The sequence below is a fragment of the Kribbella endophytica genome (genome assembly GCF_054781295.1).
In genome coordinates, this window is record NZ_BAAGUR010000001.1 from 245356 (window position 1) to 261898 (window position 16543).

Annotated in this window: 15 protein-coding genes and 1 pseudogene; 5 read left to right on the plus strand and 11 right to left on the minus strand. The window is 69.2% G+C overall.

Going from position 1 to position 16543, the window contains the following annotated elements; translation table 11 throughout:
• Positions 1 to 17: 17 nt before the first annotated feature.
• From ACYVIO_RS01300 to ACYVIO_RS01335, 8 genes and pseudogenes are all read right to left on the minus strand, one after another.
• Positions 18 to 233, minus strand: a pseudogene (locus tag ACYVIO_RS01300) (4Fe-4S binding protein); the annotation flags it as partial.
• Positions 234 to 440: 207 nt separating this feature from the next.
• On the minus strand, positions 441 to 1190 hold the full coding sequence (locus ACYVIO_RS01305) for a methylenetetrahydrofolate reductase (protein ID WP_460648764.1): 750 nt from the start codon (positions 1188 to 1190) through the stop codon (positions 441 to 443).
• Between the two features lie 10 nt (positions 1191 to 1200).
• On the minus strand, positions 1201 to 3951 hold the full coding sequence (locus ACYVIO_RS01310; RefSeq protein ID WP_460648765.1) for a X2-like carbohydrate binding domain-containing protein: 2751 nt from the start codon (positions 3949 to 3951) through the stop codon (positions 1201 to 1203).
• A gap of 60 nt (positions 3952 to 4011) precedes the next feature.
• A complete protein-coding gene (locus tag ACYVIO_RS01315) occupies positions 4012 to 5511 on the minus strand; it encodes an alkaline phosphatase family protein (protein WP_460648766.1) in 1500 nt (499 codons plus the stop codon).
• An 87-nt stretch (positions 5512 to 5598) separates the two neighbouring features.
• Positions 5599 to 6792 carry an RNA polymerase sigma factor gene (locus tag ACYVIO_RS01320; RefSeq protein WP_460648767.1) on the minus strand — a complete coding sequence of 398 codons (1194 nt, stop codon included), beginning with the start codon at positions 6790 to 6792 and terminating at the stop codon, positions 5599 to 5601.
• A complete protein-coding gene (locus tag ACYVIO_RS01325; protein ID WP_460648768.1) occupies positions 6782 to 7126 on the minus strand; it encodes a YciI family protein in 345 nt (114 codons plus the stop codon). The genes ACYVIO_RS01320 and ACYVIO_RS01325 overlap by 11 nt, the downstream gene beginning before the upstream one ends.
• 42 nt (positions 7127 to 7168) lie before the next feature.
• Positions 7169 to 8374 (minus strand): sensor histidine kinase, encoded by a 1206-nt coding sequence (locus tag ACYVIO_RS01330; protein WP_460648769.1) that lies wholly within the window; start codon positions 8372 to 8374, stop codon positions 7169 to 7171.
• The gene (locus ACYVIO_RS01335; RefSeq protein ID WP_460648770.1) at positions 8371 to 9027 is read right to left on the minus strand and encodes a response regulator transcription factor; all 657 of its coding nucleotides are present in this window, start codon (positions 9025 to 9027) and stop codon (positions 8371 to 8373) included. Before ACYVIO_RS01335 ends, ACYVIO_RS01330 begins: the two co-directional genes overlap by 4 nt.
• Before the next feature lie 132 nt (positions 9028 to 9159).
• On the opposite strand from ACYVIO_RS01335, the gene ACYVIO_RS01340 reads away from it, so the two are divergent.
• The 4 genes from ACYVIO_RS01340 (at position 9160) to ACYVIO_RS01355 (ending at position 12798) form a co-directional block, all read left to right on the plus strand.
• Complete coding sequence (locus ACYVIO_RS01340; RefSeq protein WP_460648771.1) at positions 9160 to 9684, plus strand: hypothetical protein; 525 nt, start codon at positions 9160 to 9162, stop codon at positions 9682 to 9684.
• Positions 9681 to 10730: an efflux RND transporter periplasmic adaptor subunit gene (locus ACYVIO_RS01345; RefSeq protein ID WP_460648772.1), complete on the plus strand. Its 1050-nt coding sequence runs from the start codon at positions 9681 to 9683 to the stop codon at positions 10728 to 10730. Before ACYVIO_RS01340 ends, ACYVIO_RS01345 begins: the two co-directional genes overlap by 4 nt.
• Positions 10727 to 11389, plus strand: a complete 663-nt coding sequence (locus tag ACYVIO_RS01350) for an ABC transporter ATP-binding protein (protein WP_460648773.1) — start codon at positions 10727 to 10729, stop codon at positions 11387 to 11389. The genes ACYVIO_RS01345 and ACYVIO_RS01350 overlap by 4 nt, the downstream gene beginning before the upstream one ends.
• A gap of 287 nt (positions 11390 to 11676) precedes the next feature.
• Positions 11677 to 12798: an ABC transporter permease gene (locus ACYVIO_RS01355; protein WP_460648774.1), complete on the plus strand. Its 1122-nt coding sequence runs from the start codon at positions 11677 to 11679 to the stop codon at positions 12796 to 12798.
• Between the two features lie 15 nt (positions 12799 to 12813).
• On the opposite strand, the gene ACYVIO_RS01360 is transcribed toward ACYVIO_RS01355, so the two are convergent.
• Positions 12814 to 13764 (minus strand): complex I subunit 1/NuoH family protein, encoded by a 951-nt coding sequence (locus ACYVIO_RS01360; RefSeq protein WP_460648775.1) that lies wholly within the window; start codon positions 13762 to 13764, stop codon positions 12814 to 12816.
• Positions 13765 to 13845: 81 nt separating this feature from the next.
• Here ACYVIO_RS01360 and ACYVIO_RS01365 point away from each other — a divergent pair, with 81 nt between their 5' ends.
• Positions 13846 to 15036 carry an NAD(P)H-binding protein gene (locus ACYVIO_RS01365; RefSeq protein WP_460648776.1) on the plus strand — a complete coding sequence of 397 codons (1191 nt, stop codon included), beginning with the start codon at positions 13846 to 13848 and terminating at the stop codon, positions 15034 to 15036.
• Here ACYVIO_RS01365 and ACYVIO_RS01370 read toward each other — a convergent pair whose 3' ends face one another.
• Together ACYVIO_RS01370 and ACYVIO_RS01375 are read right to left on the minus strand one after the other, a co-directional pair.
• On the minus strand, positions 15037 to 15891 hold the full coding sequence (locus ACYVIO_RS01370; protein WP_460648777.1) for an NADH-quinone oxidoreductase subunit C: 855 nt from the start codon (positions 15889 to 15891) through the stop codon (positions 15037 to 15039).
• Positions 15888 to 16451 carry an NADH-quinone oxidoreductase subunit B gene (locus ACYVIO_RS01375; protein WP_460648778.1) on the minus strand — a complete coding sequence of 188 codons (564 nt, stop codon included), beginning with the start codon at positions 16449 to 16451 and terminating at the stop codon, positions 15888 to 15890. Before ACYVIO_RS01375 ends, ACYVIO_RS01370 begins: the two co-directional genes overlap by 4 nt.
• Positions 16452 to 16543: the final 92 nt, after the last annotated feature.

Genomic DNA, 16543 nt, shown 5'->3' on the forward strand with positions numbered 1-16543 from the left:
GCGTACTCGAACTCCGGCGACCAGAACAGCGCGTCGAACGGGCAGGCCTCGATGCAGATCCCGCAGTACATGCAGAGGCTGAAGTCGATCGCGAACCGGTCCAGCACGTTCCGGCTGCGCTCGCGGGCCTGCTCACCGACCGACGGCGCGGTCTCGGTGTGGGAGTCGATGTAGATGCACCAGCTCGGGCACTCGCGCGCGCAGAGCATGCAGGAGGTGCAGTTCTCCTCCATCAGCGCGATCACGCCCCGGCTGCGCGGCGGCAGCTCGGGCTGCACGTCCGGGTACTGCTCGGTGACGGCGCGGCGGGACAGCGTCTTCGCGGTGACCTTGAGACCGTCGATCAGACCCTTGCCGGGTACAGCCACGCCTCCTCCTCCGTCAGTAGTTTCTGAACGCTGACACTAACCGGTCTCAGCCGGTTACGCCGCGAGCAGGCGTCAGAGTTCGCGTTCGAGCCGGGCAGCCACCTGACGGTACCGGCTCACCGGCACCAGGTGGACCCCCTCGAAGGCACCGCTGTCCCGGATCTTCAGGACCTGTTCGCAGGCCGCTTCGACCCCGGCGTCGCGGTCCCGGTCGACGGCCTCGACGAGGGCGTCGGGGATCGCGAGCTGGGGCAGACCGGCCAGGTTCTGCGCCATCTTCGCGCTGGCCAGCACCATCACCCCGGCGTACACGGGGATGGTCAGGTCGACGCTCTCGCGCCAGCGCAGCAGCGTCTCGAAGTCGAAGCTGACCTGGAGGAAGAGGAAGTCGGCCTCCTTCTTCCAGGTCGGGACCTTGCCGAGCCGCGCGGTCGCGCCGACCTGGAACGGGCCGAGGCCCGGGAAGCTGGTCGCGCGGGTCTCCTCGAGCATCGTGCGGACGGTCAGCTGGCTGGTCCGGCCGCCCTCGCTCGGGTCGTCACCGTGCACGAAGAGGAACTGCTCGACGCCGTACGCCGCCGCCGTCAGCAGGTCGCGACGCAGACCGAGCAGGTTGCGGTCGCGGGAGTTGAGGCAGGCGATGCCACGCGCGCCCATCGCCTGGACCTCGTTCGCGACCGCGACGCTCGACACGGTCGCGCGGCCGATGTGGTTGTCAGGGATCAGGAAGCCGTCGGCGATCGGGCTCATCACGCCGATCTGGTGCCGGACCTTCTTCAGGTCCGGCCGGGTCGGCGGTTCCACCTCGCAGATCAGCTCCATGAGCCAGACCCTATGTGGTGTACCTGACCACGTCGTTGCGTAGTACGGAGCCTGAGACCTTCACGATCCGCAGGGTGTGGTCCGCGCTGGTCAGGCCGGTCCGGTTGAACACCTGCTGCTGGGTCTTTCGCGAGGCGGCGTTGAGGTTGACGCGGGTGATCAGCGTGCCGTCGACGTAGACGTCGGCCTCACCCTGGTCCGGACCGAGCGCGGTGAGCCACTGCACCGAGGTGCCGTGGAAGGTGAAGTCGAGCGATGCGCCGTTGGCCGTAGCGGAGTGGATGTCGTCGCGGTAGTCGCCGCGGACATTGAAGGTCAGTACGACGTTCCCGGCTGGCTGGGCCGCGAGGTACGCCTTCTTGATCGTGACCGTCTGGCCCGCGACGGTGTAGTCGGTGCCGTTGATCAGCGCCGTGCCGGCCTTCGTGACCGAGACCAGCTCGCCGGCGACCTGCACGCTGACATCGGCCTGGGCTGCCTTGCTGAAGGAAGCAGTGTCCGGGCTGACCAGACTCACCTGCCGCACGTTCAGCTTGTCGACCAGCATGAACTGGCCCGACTTCTTCACCCCGCGGATCGTGTGGGCGCCGTTCGACAGGCCGGAGATGCTGTAGACGAGCTGCTGCGCTCCGCGGCCTTCAGGGCGACTCGTGTTGACGGTCTGCTTGAAGACGCCGTCGATGTAGAGGTCCACCTCGCCCTGGGAAGCGTGCGTCTCGGTCACGTAGTCGACGCCCGTGCCGACGAAGGTCGAGCTGAACGCATCGCCGTTGGCCTCCGTGTACTGGACGTCGTCCTGGTAGTCGCCCATCCCACGACCGGTGCTCCGGCCCCACGACCCCGTGTAGGTGATCCGCGCGTCGTCGTTGTTCAACGCAAGAGTCCGTACGCCGGCGGGCGCCCGTACGTTGAACTTGTCGAGCAGCAGGAACTGCCCGGTCTTCTTCACCCCGCGGATCGTGTGGATGCCGTTCGTCAGGCCCGAGATGCTGTAGACCGCCTGCTGCGCGCTGCGCCCAGAGGCCTGGAAGGCGCTGACCGTCTGCTTGAAGACGCCGTCGACGTAGATGTCGACGTCCCCCTGCGAGGCGTGCTTCTCGGTCACGTAGTCGACCCCGGTCCCGGCGAACGTGTACGAGAAGGCGTCACCAGCGGCTTCGGCGTACTGGACGTCGTCCTGGTAGTCGCCGAGCCCACGACTCCAGCTGCGGCTCCACGCACCCGTGTAGTTGATCGCCGGGTCGTCGTTGTTCACCTCGGTCGTCCGTACGCCGGTCGGCGGCAACGTGCCGCTGTCCACGACCGCGACGGTCAGCGGGTCCGAGACCGCGACGACCTCACGGTTGCCGTTGCGCTGCCAGGCGCCGCCGTACGAGATCCGCTGATCGTCGTCGTTCACGCTGATCGTCGCGGTGGTTGACGGTGTGACCTTCAGCAGCCGTACGCCGTGCGCCGGCACGGTCGCGCTGAAGCCGGTCCCGAACGAGCCCAGGTTCTGCTTCGCCCACAGGTCACGCACGGTCGAGGAGCCGCTCAAGCCGAGGTCGGACCAGTTCGCCGTCACCGACGACGCCGCGCCGCCGAGGTTGAACAGGGCAATGGTGTAGGTGTTGTCGGCGTTGAGCGAGTACCAGACCTGCTGGTCGGTCGTGGTCGAGACCGGGCGCGCCGGACGGCCGGCCTGGTTGACCGCGATCACCTCGGTGTTCGTCAGCAGGTCGATGCCGAACTGGTCGAGCTTGGTCATGTCGTTGCCGATGTAGAACGGCGCCGAGGAGACCGCCCACAGCGTTGCCGCCGTACGACGTTCGTCCTGCGTCAGGCCGTCCATCGCGCCGTTGCCGACGTTGAGCGAGTCGAGGTCGTTCCAGCCGCCCGGACCGCCGTGCCGCCACCAGTCGGCGAGCTTCGGGAACAGCCTGCTGATGTTCGGCCAGGCGGTCAGCGCCTGCCCCGGGCAGTAGCACTCGACGTCCCAGTCGATCCGCCAGCCGTTCGCGTACTGCTTCCAGTAGTCGGCGTAGTTGAGGTCGAGCGCCCAGGACAGCTCGAACCAGATGCCGTGCGGGGTCAGCGCCTGCGACCAGCCCTTCACCTCGTCGCGCGCGTCGAGCGAGAGGTCGTTGTGCCCCGAGCCCGGCGTCACGCTGTCGAACTTGAGGAAGTCGATGCCCCAGGACGCGTACAGGTCGGCGATCGAGTTGAGGTAGTACTGCGAGCACGGCTTGGTCATGTCGATGCGGTGACCGAAACCCCAGTAGTCGGCCTGCTGCAACGGCATGACCGCGAGGTCGCCGGTGCGGCACTCGGGGTGGCCGAAGACCGGGAGGTTGGCCTGTCGAACCGAGGGCGAGATGCCGGGGATGCTGTAGATCCCGACCTTCTGGCCGTTCGCGTGGATGTGGTCGATCACGTCCTGGAACCCGTTCGGGAACAGCGACGTGCTCGGCACCGGACGCCCGTAGCCGTCGACACCGTCGTTCCAGCCGGCGTCGATGTTGATGTACTTGTAGCCGAACGGCTGCAGCTTGGTGTGCATCGCGTCCGACTGCGCCTTGATCTGCGCCGCCGTGATCCACCCGCCGGCGGTCGGCTCGTACACCTGCATGCTGTAACTGCTCCAGCCCATGTACGGCGTGCGCGCCGCCTCCCCCGCCGGACCGGTCAGCGGATCTGACGCGGGCGCGGCGGAGGAGGTCGTCACCGGCAGGAGCGCGGCAAGGAGAAGCATCGGCAGGATGCGGCGAACGGCTCTGATCATGAGCACATAAATAGTTCACGCCGTTCAGAAAAGAAATAGTTCACGGCGTAGAGAAAATTGTCAGCCTTTGCTGAGCGCGGGCGCGTCGACCGCCCAGTACCAGTCGTTGTCGCCGTTGGTGAGCGACCAGGTAATGCGCACCGAGCGCGCACCGGCCGGGACTGGCAGGCTCAGCCGCTCGATTTTCGCGATGGTGTCGGCGGTGTAGGTGAGCAGCGTCGAGGTCGCGCCGGTGTCGAAGGTGGCCGTGACCCGGGCGGTCTCGTTGCCGCTCTTCAGGTAGTGCGACGAGAAGCTGAGCGTTGCTTTCGAGGCTCCTGCAACGTCGTACGCCGGTGAGGTCAGCCGGCTGTTGAACAGTCCGCTGCGGGTCTTGTCGGACCACTCGTCGGAGTCGGCTACCGCGAAGACACCCCGCGCTCGCACATTGCCCTCACGCGACTGGTCGGCAGCGGCGCGGGTCCAGAAGTCATCGGTCGTGAACGACCAGCCCTGCCACTCACGGACCCCGCCGGTCCCGAGACCGGTGTTGTCGATGGTCCAGCCGGACGGCGTCGTGTGGGTCCAGCCGCGGACGTCGGCCGGCACGCCGGTCTCGTCCAGGCGTCCCTGCAGGCCGCTGGCGAGCGAGTCGAAGGGGTCGGCCTTGAGGGTCGCCTGGCCGTCCAGATCCGAAGAGCTGACGCCGAACCGGTCGAGCGCGATCGCCGCGAGATCCACGTTCTTCGGCGCGATCGCCGGCGTACCGGTCCCTGCTCCCGGACCCGTGCGGATCAGGAACGACGACCGCTCGGCCACCGAGCTACCGCCGTGTCCGCCGCTCGGCGTGTGGCCGTGGTCGGCGGTGACCATCACCGTCCAGTCCTCCTGCGCGTACGTCGGTCGCGCCTTCATCCCGGCGAGCACGGTCGCGATGTGCTGGTCGGTCTTCTCCAGAGCCGTGCGGTAGCAAGCACCGTCGGCGCCACAGCTGTGGCCGGCGATGTCGACGTTGCCGAAGTACACGAACGACGCGTCCGGCCCGGTGTTCTTCAGGTACGCCGAAGCGTCGGTCGCGATCTTCTGGTCGGCCTCGGCCCAGCCGAGCGCGTCACCGTCGTACGTGACCTTGCGCTGGATCTCGTCGGAGAAGATCGCCTGCCCGGCGCTGTTCGTGGTCAGCGGCGTCCAGTCGGCGATCGCGTACGTCGTCCGGCCGGCGCGGGCCAGGCGGGTGAGGAAGTCGGGGTAGCGGGTGAGCGCCGTACCGGTGCCCCAGCTGTTGCTGGTCACCTTGTGCTTGTCCGGCCAGACGCCGGTCGCGTTGGTGGCCCAGCCGGGACCGGACAGTGTCGGCGCGAACGGCTGCGCGTAGAGCGTGGTCCGGCTGCTGGAGCCGGTGGCGATCAGGCCCTTCAGGGCCGGGGTGTTGAACGCCTGGATCTTGCTGAGCAGGGCGCCGTCGATGCCGATCACGAGCACCTTCTGCGGACGGGCCCGCGGTGCTGCGTCGGCGGGAGCGGACAGGGTTCCTGCGGTGAGAGCGGCGGCCAGAGCGACCAGGGCGGTGGTTCTCCGCACGATTTCCTCCAGATTGGTCCGGACCAACTGTGGCGATCGGGCGGTCCGAGATCAACAGCTCGGATACGACTGATTGGTGAACAGCCGTTAGTCGAGTGCGGCCAGGCGGTGGCGGAGGAAGGCCTGCTCGGCGGTGTTGTCGGTGAGGTCTAGCGCGGCCTGCCAGGCGGCTCTGGCCTCGGCGGGGCGGTCCAGCCGGTGGAGGAGGTCGGCTCGGATGGCGTGGAAGAGGTAGAAGGTGTCGAGGTCCAGCTTTTGCACCAGGGCCAGGGCTTCGGCTGGGCCGTGGAGCTCGGCTACGGCGACCGCTCTGTTGAGTGCGACGACCGGTGTGGGGGTCAGGGCGAGCAGGTGGTCGTAGAGCTGGACGATCTGCGACCAGTCCGTGGGTGGGTCGCTGTGGACGGCGTTGATGGCTGCCTGGAGTTGGTACGGACCTGGCTGGTCGCGGCGGAGGCAACGGCGTACCAGGTCTTGGCCCTCGGCTACGAGCTGCTGGTCCCACAACTGGCGGTCCTGCTCGGGCAGCGGGATCAGCTGGCCGTCTGCTGAGGTGCGGGCCGGCGTGCGGGAGTGCTGCAGGAGCATGAGGGCCAGCAGGCCGACTGCCTCGGGCTCGTCGGGCATCAGCTCGACCAGGAGCCGGCCGAGCCGGATCGCCTCGGTGCAGAGGTCGCTGCGGACCAGGTCGTCGCCGGACGAGGCGGCGTACCCCTCGTTGAAGACCAGGTAGACGACAGCCAGGACGCCGCGCACGCGCTCGGGCAGGTCGGCGTCGTACGGGATCCGGTACGGGATGCCGGCGGTGCGGATCTTCGCCTTGGCCCGGACGAGCCGCTGGGCCATCGTCGGCTCCGGGACGAGGAAGGCGCGGGCGATCTCCGCCGTACTGAGTCCACCGAGCAGGCGCAGAGTCAGAGCGACCCGGACGTTCAGGGCGAGCGCCGGGTGGCAGCAGGTGAAGATGAGCCGCAGGCGGTCGTCGCGCACCGGGCCCTCCTCCACTGGTTCGTCCTGGGCGTGCAGCAGCGCTGCCTGGGCGTACTTGTCCTCGCGAGCGGCCTCCCGGCGGAGGCGGTCGATCGCGCGGTTGCGAGCGGTCGTGATGATCCAGCCGGCCGGACTGGGCGGCAGGCCCTGCTCCGGCCAGCGCTCGAGCGCCGTGGTGAACGCCTCCTGGACGGCGTCCTCGGCGATGTCGAGGTCGCCGAACGAGCGAGCCAGTACGGCGACCGCCCGGCCGTGCTCGCTCCGGAACACCGCGGCAACGTCAACCGACAAAGGGTCGAACCTCCACCGGCAGCGCAACCAGGATCTTGGCCAGTCGCCGCGCCCAAGTCAGCGCCGCGTCCAGGTCCTCGACGTCGATCACCGTGAACCCACCGACGTGCTCCTTGCCCTCAGTGAACGGCCCGTCGGTCACCAGCAGCTCGTCACCCTGCTGCTTGACGACGGTCGAGGACTCCGGCGGGTGCAGCCCCGCGCTGAACACCCACGCACCGGCCTTGCGCAGGTCGTCGTTCCACACCGACAGCTGCTCCATGACAGGCGCCAGGAACTCGTCGTCCGGCACCACGCCGTCCGGCTGGTAGATGCTGAGCAGGTACTGCGTCATCGCGACCTCCTGGTGAGTGTTGTACCCACTACACGAACAGCATCAGTCCGGATCGACAGGCAGCGACACCACAGTCTTCAGCCCGCCGCCGTCGCGGGGAGAGGCCTGCACGGTCCCGCTGTGCGCCTCGGCCACCGACCGCACGATCGACAGGCCCAGCCCGGCCCCCTTCGTGCCGACCATCCTGTCCGCGCCCAGCCGCCGGAACGGCTTGAACAGCCCCTCCACCTCGTACGGCGGAACGTCCGGCCCGGTGTTGCTCACCTCCACCTCGACCCGCTCGCCCGGCACGGTCCGACTGGCCACCCGCACCCACCCGTCGTCCACGTTGTGCCGGACCGCGTTCTCGACCAGGTTGTGCACGAGCCGCTCGAGCAGCAGCGCGTCACCGACCGTCGGAGCATCCCCCGGCTCAGCAGTCACCCGTACGCCGGCAGCAGTCGCCTCTCGGGTCAGCTGGGCGACGACGTGGGTGATCACGTCGGCCAGGTTGACCGGGTAGACCGCGGTCAGCTCCTTCTCGGAGTCGGCCAGCACCAGCAGCCCGCTGATCAGCTGCTCGTGCCGGGTGTTGATCTCCAGCAGGCTCTCGCCGAGCTGCTGTACGTCGGGCGAAGCCGTCTTGCGGTGCATCGCGATCTCGACCAGCGCACGGCCGAGCGTGAGCGGCGTACGAAGCTCGTGGGACGCGTTGGCCACGAAGCGGCGCTGGCCGTCGAACGAGTGGTCCAGCCGCTCGACCATGGTGTCGAAGGCGTCGGCGAGGTTCTTCACCTCGTCGTCCGGGCCGTCGAGCGCGATCCGCTCGTGCAGACCGCGACCCGCTGCGGGTGCTGCCGCGATCCGGCGGGCGGTGTCGGTGACCCGGTGCAGTGGGGTGAGGACGCGGCCCGCGACGATCCAGCCGAAGCCTGCTGCCAGGCCGCCGACGAGGACCAGTGCGATGCCGCCTTGGACCAGCAGGGACTGGGTTGCTGCGGCCTTCACCTGCTTGCGCTGTGCCTCCATCACCCGCTCGGCCTCCGGCCCGGTCAGGACGTCGCCGTCCTGGTTGAGCACGAACACCTCGTTGTCCGGCGGGGCCTTCGGCGTCGCGCCCGGGGTCGTCTGGAAGGTCCCGCGGATCAGCACTCGGTGGTCCTTGCCGAGCTCCTGGGTGAACAGCAGGTACGTGACGCCGAGCAGCAGCACGCCGGCGACCATGAACAGCCCGCCGTAGATCAGCGTCAGCCGTGTCCGCAGCCTCATGGGATCCGGTACCCGACGCCGGTCACGGTCTCGACCACACCGGGCTCCCCCAGCTTCCGCCGCAGCTTGAGGATCGTCAGCCGGACCGCACCGGTGAACGGATCCACGTGCTCGTCCCACGCCTTCTCCAGCAGTTGCTCGGCCGACACCGTCGCTCCATCCGCTCTGAGCAGCTCAGCCAGTACGGCGAACTCCTTCTTCGACAGGGGGACGTACCGACCGTCCCGGAACACCTCGTGCCTGGCCGGGTCGAGTGTCAGCCCGGCACGGCGTAGTACAGGTGGATCAGCCGGCCTGCTGCGACGCCCCAGTGCCAGCACCCGGGCCGCCAGCTCGGTGAAGGCGAACGGCTTGGTCAGGTAGTCGTCGGCGCCCAGTCCGAGCCCTTCGACCCGGTCGGTGACAGCTGCTGCGGCGGTGAGCATCAGGACCCGGGTCGGCGAGCCGGACTCGACCAGCTGGCGGCAGACCTCGTCGCCGTGCACCACCGGGATGTCGCGGTCCAGCACCAGTACGTCGTACGCGTTGATGCTCAGCCGGTCCAGCGCGGCAGCGCCGTCTCCGGCGAGGTCGACCGCGTGGGTCTCGTCGCGCAACCACTCGGCGATCGCTGCCGCCAGCAACGGTTCGTCCTCGACCACCAGTACCCGCACGCCTCGCCGCCTTCCGTTGCCACCATCATCCCCGACCGCGGTGTTTCCTCCGTGTTTGCGGACGTGGAAACGGTCGCGAAACGGGCCGCTGGCTTGGCTGGTGCACACCGAACCACCATCCGAGGAGCACTCATGAAACGACTGTCCGTCCTGGCCGCGATCGCACTGCTGGGCGGCCTCGCCCTGACCGGCTGCGGAGCCGAGCCGGAGACCAACGAGATCGCGTCCGGCGGGACCGCATCGACGGAGCCGAGCAGCAGTTCTGGCACCGAGGCCGCGCCGGAGAACCTGAGTCAGGACGAGAAGGGCGTGAAGTTCGCGCAGTGCCTGCGCGAGCACGGGCTCGACATCGCCGATCCCGAACCGGGCAAGGGGATCCAGCTCAAGGTCGGGCCCGAGTCCGGGCTGAGCCGCGAGCAGGTCGACAAAGCGATGGAGGACTGCCGCAAGTACAACCCGCAGGGCGAGGGCGGGCCGAATCCGCAGCAGGAGGAGAACGGCCGCAAGTTCGCCGCGTGCATGCGGGAGAACGGCGTGGAGAAGTTCCCGGACCCGAAGCCGGGCCAGCGCGGCATCATGATCGACCAGGAGACCGGCAAGGACCCGGACCTCGAGAAGGCGCAGGCCGCCTGTCAGAGCATCCTGGCGGGCAAGTGAGGTCTCGGACCACCTGGACTGCTGCCGCCGTACTGGCTGCCGGCGGCGTGCTGAGCGCCGTACTGCTGACCAGGCCCGACAGCAGCCAGGCCGCTGACCAGACTGAACCGCTGAGCACGGCCAAGGTGACTCAGCAGACGCTGAAGGACACCGAGTCAGCTGATGGTGAGCTGGGCTACGGGACGACGAGCACTGTGGCCGGGCGGCGCACTGGGACGGTGACTGGACTGCCGGAGAGTGGGCAGCTCTTTCATCGCGGGCAGACGCTCTACTCGGTCGACAACGCACCGATCAGCTTGATGTACGGCGCGCTGCCGGCGTACCGGCGGCTCTCTGTCGACAGCGAGGGGCCGGACGTGTTGCAGCTCGAGCAGAACCTTGCGGCGCTTGGGTACGACGGTTTCACGGTGGATGACGAGTACACGGCCAACACCGCCGAGGCTGTCGAGGAGTGGCAGGAGGACCGGGGGCTGTCGGAGACGGGGGCCGTTGAGCTGGGGCAGGTGGTGTTTGCTGCCGGGCCGGTGCGGGTGGACAGCGTTTCCGCTCGGGTGGGGGCGCCGGTCGGGCCTGGTCAGACCGTGCTCACGTACAGCGGGACTCGGAAGGCTGTGACGGTGCGGCTGGAGGCTGCTGATCTGCGGCTGGCCAAGAAGGGGGCCGCGGTGAGTGTTTCGCTGCCGGACGATTCGACCGTGCCGGGCAAGGTCGAGAAGGTGTCGACGGTGATCGTGCCGGCCGCCTCGCAGGACAAGGAGCCGACCACCGAGCTCGAGGTGATTGTTGCCATCGACAACCAGGAGGCTCTGGCCGCTTATCCGACGGCGGCGGTCGACGTGACGTTCGTTGCGTCGGAACGGCGGAACGTGTTGACGGTGCCGGTGGCTGCGCTGCTGGCGTTGAGCGAGGGCGGGTTCGGGGTGGAGGTGAGTGACTCCTCCGGGTCGCGTTACGCGCCGGTGAAGACCGGGTTGTTCGCCGGCGGTCGGGTGGAGATCTCCGGTGGCGGGCTCAAGGCCGGGGACGCCGTGGGGGTGCCGAAGTGATCACGCTGGAGGAGGTGACGAAGGTGTACCCGGGTGGAGTGACGGCGCTCGGTGGGGTCTCTTTGCGGATCGACCCCGGGGAACTCGTCGCGATCGTCGGGCCTTCGGGATCGGGCAAGTCGACGATGCTCAACGTCCTCGGCACGCTCGACCGCCCGACCTCGGGATCCGTGCGGATCGACTCGTACGACGTCTCGCGGCTCTCCGACGCAGGGCTGTCCGCTCTGCGGGCCAGCCGGATCGGTTTCGTGTTCCAGCAGTTCCACCTGTCGTCCGGCGTACGAGCGATCGACAACGTCGCCGACGGGCTCCTGTACTCCGGCCTCCGCTCGGCCGAACGTCGCCGCCGAGCCGCCGCGGCGCTGGAACGCGTCGGCCTCTCCCACCGCCTCGACCACGAGCCCCACGAACTCTCCGGCGGCGAACGCCAACGAGTAGCCATCGCCCGAGCCGTAGCCGGCGACCCGGCGATCCTGCTGGCCGACGAGCCCACCGGAGCCCTCGACTCCCACTCCGGCGCGGGCGTCATGCACCTCTTCCACACCCTCAACGAGACCGGCACCACGGTCGTCATCATCACCCACGACCGAGACATCGCAGCCTCCCTCCCCCGCCAGGTCCACATGAGAGACGGCCACATCACCGAGGAGCTCCACTGATGCCGCCGCCGGATTCCACGGACCACCCCAGGCCGGGGGCCGACTCCAGCGACTCCGGGATCACCGAGAACGCCGGGAGCAGTCCGGAGCCGGCCAAGGAGGATCCTCTCGGCCTCAAACACCCCTCGCTCTTTCCGCCGGCCGCGGCGGGAAGTTCCAGCGACGCGACCCGGCGGGACAGCGGCGGCCAGCCACGAGCGGGTTCTCGGCGTGAGCGGTTGCAGCCGGCGCGGCTTTGGCCGGGGGACGTGCTCAAGGTGGGGGCGGTTGGGTTGAAGACTCGGCCGATGCGGGCGTTCCTTTCAGCGCTGGGGATTGCCATCGGGATTGCGGCGATGGTGTCCGTGGTGGGGATCTCGTCCTCGTCGCGGGCTGAGCTGGATGCGACGTTGGATGCCCTGGGCACCAACCTGCTGACCGTCGAGCCGGGGACCCGACTGACGGGTGAGCAGGCCGAGCTGCCGATGGCGGCGGAAGGGATGGTCGGGCGGATCGGACCCGTGCGGGCGCAGTCGGCGATCGGGCGGGTGGACGATGCCAACGTGTACCGGACCGGCAAGATCCCCGTCGTCGAGACCAACGGCATCGTTCCGTACGCCGCCAGGACGGATCTGCTCGACACCATCGGCGGCACGATCCGCAGCGGCAAGTGGCTCGACGCCGCGACCGGGTCGTACCCGGCGACCGTCCTCGGCGCGGCAGCGGCCGAGCGGCTCGGCATCACGCGCGCCGGGCCGGACACGCAGGTGCTGATCGGCGACGAGTGGTTCACCGTGCTCGGCGTACTGGCTCCGGCCGCGCTCGCTCCGGAGCTCGACTCGGCTGCGCTCATCGGCTGGCCGGCGGCGGGAAGCACCTTGGGTTTCGACGGGCACCCGACGAAGATCTACACCCGCTCGGCCGAACGCCAGGTCGACGCCGTCCGCGCAGTCCTCGGCGCCACCGCCAACCCCGAGGCGCCGAACGAGGTCCAGGTCTCCCGCCCGTCCGACGCGCTCGCCGCCCAACAGGCGGCAGGTGAGGCGTTCACCGGACTCCTGCTCGGACTCGGCGCGGTCGCCCTGCTCGTCGGCGGGGTCGGCGTCGCGAACATCATGGTGATCTCCGTCCTCGAACGCCGCGCGGAGATCGGTCTGCGCCGTTCGCTCGGTGCGACCCGCGGGCAGGTGCGGACCCAGTTCCTCACCGAGTCGCTGCTGCTGTCCGCCCTCGGCGGCCTCGGCGGCGCCGCCCTTGGCAGCGGAGTCACGGCCGTCTACGCGGCGTACCAGGGCTGGCTCACGGTCATCCCGCTCTGGGCCGTCACCGGCGGCATCGCGGCCACGCTGGTGATCGGCGGCGTCGCCGGCCTCTACCCCGCGATCCGAGCGTCCAGGCTCTCCCCGACGGAGGCCCTCGCCACACCCTGACGCCAGTGGTCCAACTCAGAGGAAGACGACCACGCCGATGCCGGTGAGCGCGAGCTGGATCAGCGCCACCGGCACCAGGCCCTGCCACGCGAGCTTCTGCAGCTGGTCGGCGCGCAACCGCGGGAACGCGACGCGCACCCAGATCACCACGAGCGAGACGATCGCGATCTTCAGCAGCGCCCAGATCCACCCGATCGAGTCCGGCCCGGGCCCACTCCATCCGCCGAGGAACAGCACGGTCGTCAGCGCCGCGAGCACCACGATCCCGGCGTACTCCGCGAGCAGGAACAGCGCGAAGCGGAGCCCGGTGTACTCCGTGTACGGCCCGAAGATCACCTCGGAGTCCGCGACCGGCATGTCGAACGGCGGCCGCTGCAGCTCGGCCAGGCCGGCGATGAAGAAGACCACGAGACCCGGCAGCTGCCAGAGCAGCCACAACGGGTTCCACGCTTCGATGATCCCGGTGAAGCTCAGCGTCCCCGCGGCGACCGCGACGCTCGCCGCCGACAGCACGAACGGCAGCTCGTAGCTCATCAGCTGCGCGGCGACGCGCAGTCCACCGAGCAGGCTGTACTTGTTGCCGCTGGCCCAACCGGCCATCAGCGAACCCAGGACGCCGATGCTCATCACCGCGAGCACGAAGAACAGTCCCGCGTCGAGATCCGCGCCGACGATGCCCGGCGCGATCGGGATCGCGGCCAGCGCCGCCATGTACGGCAGGATCGCGACAACCGGCGCCCACTCGAACACGTGCTTGTCCGCGGCGGCCGGCGTGACGCTCTCCTTCTGGACGAACTTCACCCCGTCCGCGACCAGCTGCGCCCAGCCGTGGAACCCACCGGCGTACATCGGCCCGAGCCGCGACTGCATGTGCGCCATCACCTTGTGCTCGGCCTGACCGACCACCAGCGGCGCGACGAGGAACGCGACCAGTACGCCGACGACCCTCAGTACGAACTCGAGCATGTGCGCACCCTACCGACTCCGGCTTGACCTCAACCAATGTTGAGGCCCAAGGCTGGGGACAACCGAGCGAAGGAGCAGCACATGATTCTGGTCACCGGGGCCACCGGCAACGTCGGACGGCACGTCGTCGACGGCTTGCTGGCGAGCGGCGCCGACGTACGAGCGCTGGTCCGGCAGCCGTTGCTGGCCGGGCTGCCCGCCGGCGTCGAGCTGGTCGTTGGAGACATCACCGATCCTGAGGCCGTACGGAAGGCCGCGGCGGGAGCCGAGGCAGCGTTCCTGCTCTGGCCGTCGTACAGCGCGGACGGCGCGGCGCCTGTTGTCGCGGCGTTGACCGAGCAGGTGGCGCGGGTTGTTTATCTGTCGGCGCTGAACGTGGACGATGAGCAGCCGGCGTCGCTCAACGGTGTTTGGGGGCAGGTCGAGCAGCTGCTCGTGGAGTCGGACGCCGACTGGACGTTCCTGCGGCCCGGTGGGTTCGCTTCGAACACGCTGGAGTGGACTGAGGAAATCCGGTCGGGTGGAGCCGTCGCGATGCCGTCGCCGAAAGCGGGTCGGTCGCTGATCCACGAGCGGGACATCGCGGACGTCGCGGTGCTCGCGCTGCTGGACGAGGCACACAGCGGGAAGAAGTACCTGCTGACCGGGCCCGAGGTGCTGACGCAGGCGGAGCAGGTCGCGACGATCGGCGCGGCGGTCGGCCGTGAGATCTCGGTCGAGGAGCAGTCGGCCGAGCAGGCCCGCGCGGTGATGCTGGCGGCCGGCGCGGATCCGGTGTTCGTCGACTCGGGTCTCGCGTACTGGGAGTCGTTGGTGGACAGTCCTGAGCCGATCCATCCGACGTACGCCGAACTGACGGGACGGCCCGGGCGGACCTATCAGGAGTGGGTGGACGAGCACCGCGACGAGTTCCGGGTGCTGTCGACCGAGGAGGTCGCGGCGGAGTTCGTCGGGGCGTTCCGGACCGGGGAGTTCGCGCGGGGGACGAAGCTGCAGGCGGCGGACGTCGTACGGGTCTCTCCGTCGGAGTACGCCGGGGAGCTGGTCGGGCAGCTCGCGATCATGGAGAACGCCGTCCGGGCGTTGGAGGGCCACCAGATCACCACCGTCGACATCCTCGGCCCGCTGGTCTCCCCCGACCACTTCGCAGCCCGCTTCACCTTCCACTTCGCCGGCGAGGAACCTGAGACGACCAAGCTGTCCCTGTACACGGTCACCGACGGCAAGATCACCCGCGAGGAGGTCTTCTACTTCACAGAACCGGTGAACTGATCAGCTCTCGGCCGGCGGGGCGGTGGGTTCGGCCGGTGGGGTGGGCTCTGCTTGTTTGCGGGCTCGGCGTTCGCCGGGGGCGCCTGCTCTTCTAGGGCGGGCGGGGGTGGCGGCCGCTTGGGCGGGGGCCAGCGGGTCCGGGTCGGGGGAACCGGGTGGGCGGGGGCCCCAGGTTTCCGGGTCGGGGACGCCGGGTGGGAGGGTACGGCGGCGGGACGGGGCGCCGGTTTTGGGAGCGGCGTGGTCGGACTCGCCGGGTTCCTTGGCGCCGGGCCAGGGCTTCGCCACGCGGGAGGCCAGGACGAACTCCTTGCGCAGCGGGTTGCCCTCGAACTCGTCGGGCAGCAGGAGCGGCACCAGGTTCGGGTGGCCCGGGAAGTCGATGCCGAACATCTCGTGGGTCTCGCGCTCGTGCCAGTTCGCGCCGGCGTACACCTCGGACAGCGTCGGCAGCGCGGCCTCGGCGCGCGGGATCAGCGTGCGGACGAGCAGGTGGTCGACGTGCGCCCCGCCCCAGAAGTCGGCCAGGTGCGTCACCAGCCGGAACCCGTCGGTCAGCTCGTCGCTCGCGGTCAAGAAGTCGAAGAAGACCAGCCCGACCTCGTCCCGCAGGATCTCGTGCGCGGCGACCCAGGCATCAGCCGGTACGTCGACAGTCGGTACGCCGAAGCTGTCCGACCCCGTCGCCGCGATCCCGGCGTCGGTCAGAGCAGTCAGCATGTGCCCGGCCTGCTCACCCCGCTCAGCAGCGCCGGCCTCCGGCGAAGCCGGCTGCTCCGGGCTCCCGCCCCCCGGCTGCGCGTCGCCTTCAGGCGTTGCGGCGGCGGGCTGCTCCGGAGCGCCCTCTTCGCTCACTTCGGCTCCACCAGCCCGCGGGTCAACGCCTGCGCGCTCGGCTCGTAGCGCGACGTGACGTTCTCGCCGGCGATCTTCTCCTGCAGCTTGAGGATCCCCTGCAGCAACGCCTCCGGCCGCGGCGGGCAGCCCGGCACGTACACGTCGACCGGGATGATCTGGTCGACGCCCTTCGTCACGCAGTACGAGTCCCAGTACGGGCCGCCGGAGTTGGAGCAGGAGCCGAAGGAGATCACGTACTTCGGCTCCGGCATCTGGTCGTACAGGCGCTTGATCGCCGGCGCCATCTTGTCCGTGACCGTGCCCGACACGACCATCAGATCGGCCTGCCGCGGCCCGGGCGCGAACGGGATCACGCCGAGCCGGATGAAGTCGTGCCGCCCCATCGACGCGGCGATGAACTCGATCGCGCAGCAGGCGAGCCCGAAGTTGAACACCCAGAGCGAGTACTTGCGCCCCCAGTTCAACAGGTACCGCACCGGCTCGGGCGCGAGCCTCGCAAGCGCACCCACAGCCGGCCGTACCGTCGGCATCGGCAGGTGGACCGCTTGATCAGCCATGGCGTCAGCCTAGTCTCAGAACCTCGTCGACGAGCACTCCCGCGGAAACAACGGGTCGAACTCGCGCCACACGACGGCCGGACCGTGGCCCG

Bases quoted from the DNA above. Each gene is read 5' to 3' on its own strand.
- ACYVIO_RS01360 (WP_460648775.1), bottom strand. From the start codon at position 13,764: ATGCTCGAGTTCGTACTGAGGGTCGTCGGCGTACTGGTCGCGTTCCTC.
- ACYVIO_RS01365 (WP_460648776.1), top strand. From the start codon at position 13,846: ATGATTCTGGTCACCGGGGCCACCGGCAACGTCGGACGGCACGTCGTC.
- ACYVIO_RS01340 (WP_460648771.1), top strand. From the start codon at position 9,160: ATGAAACGACTGTCCGTCCTGGCCGCGATCGCACTGCTGGGCGGCCTC.
- ACYVIO_RS01305 (WP_460648764.1), bottom strand. From the start codon at position 1,190: ATGGAGCTGATCTGCGAGGTGGAACCGCCGACCCGGCCGGACCTGAAG.
- ACYVIO_RS01355 (WP_460648774.1), top strand. From the start codon at position 11,677: ATGCGGGCGTTCCTTTCAGCGCTGGGGATTGCCATCGGGATTGCGGCG.
- ACYVIO_RS01325 (WP_460648768.1), bottom strand. From the start codon at position 7,126: ATGACGCAGTACCTGCTCAGCATCTACCAGCCGGACGGCGTGGTGCCG.
- ACYVIO_RS01330 (WP_460648769.1), bottom strand. From the start codon at position 8,374: ATGAGGCTGCGGACACGGCTGACGCTGATCTACGGCGGGCTGTTCATG.
- ACYVIO_RS01310 (WP_460648765.1), bottom strand. From the start codon at position 3,951: ATGATCAGAGCCGTTCGCCGCATCCTGCCGATGCTTCTCCTTGCCGCG.
- ACYVIO_RS01375 (WP_460648778.1), bottom strand. From the start codon at position 16,451: ATGGCTGATCAAGCGGTCCACCTGCCGATGCCGACGGTACGGCCGGCT.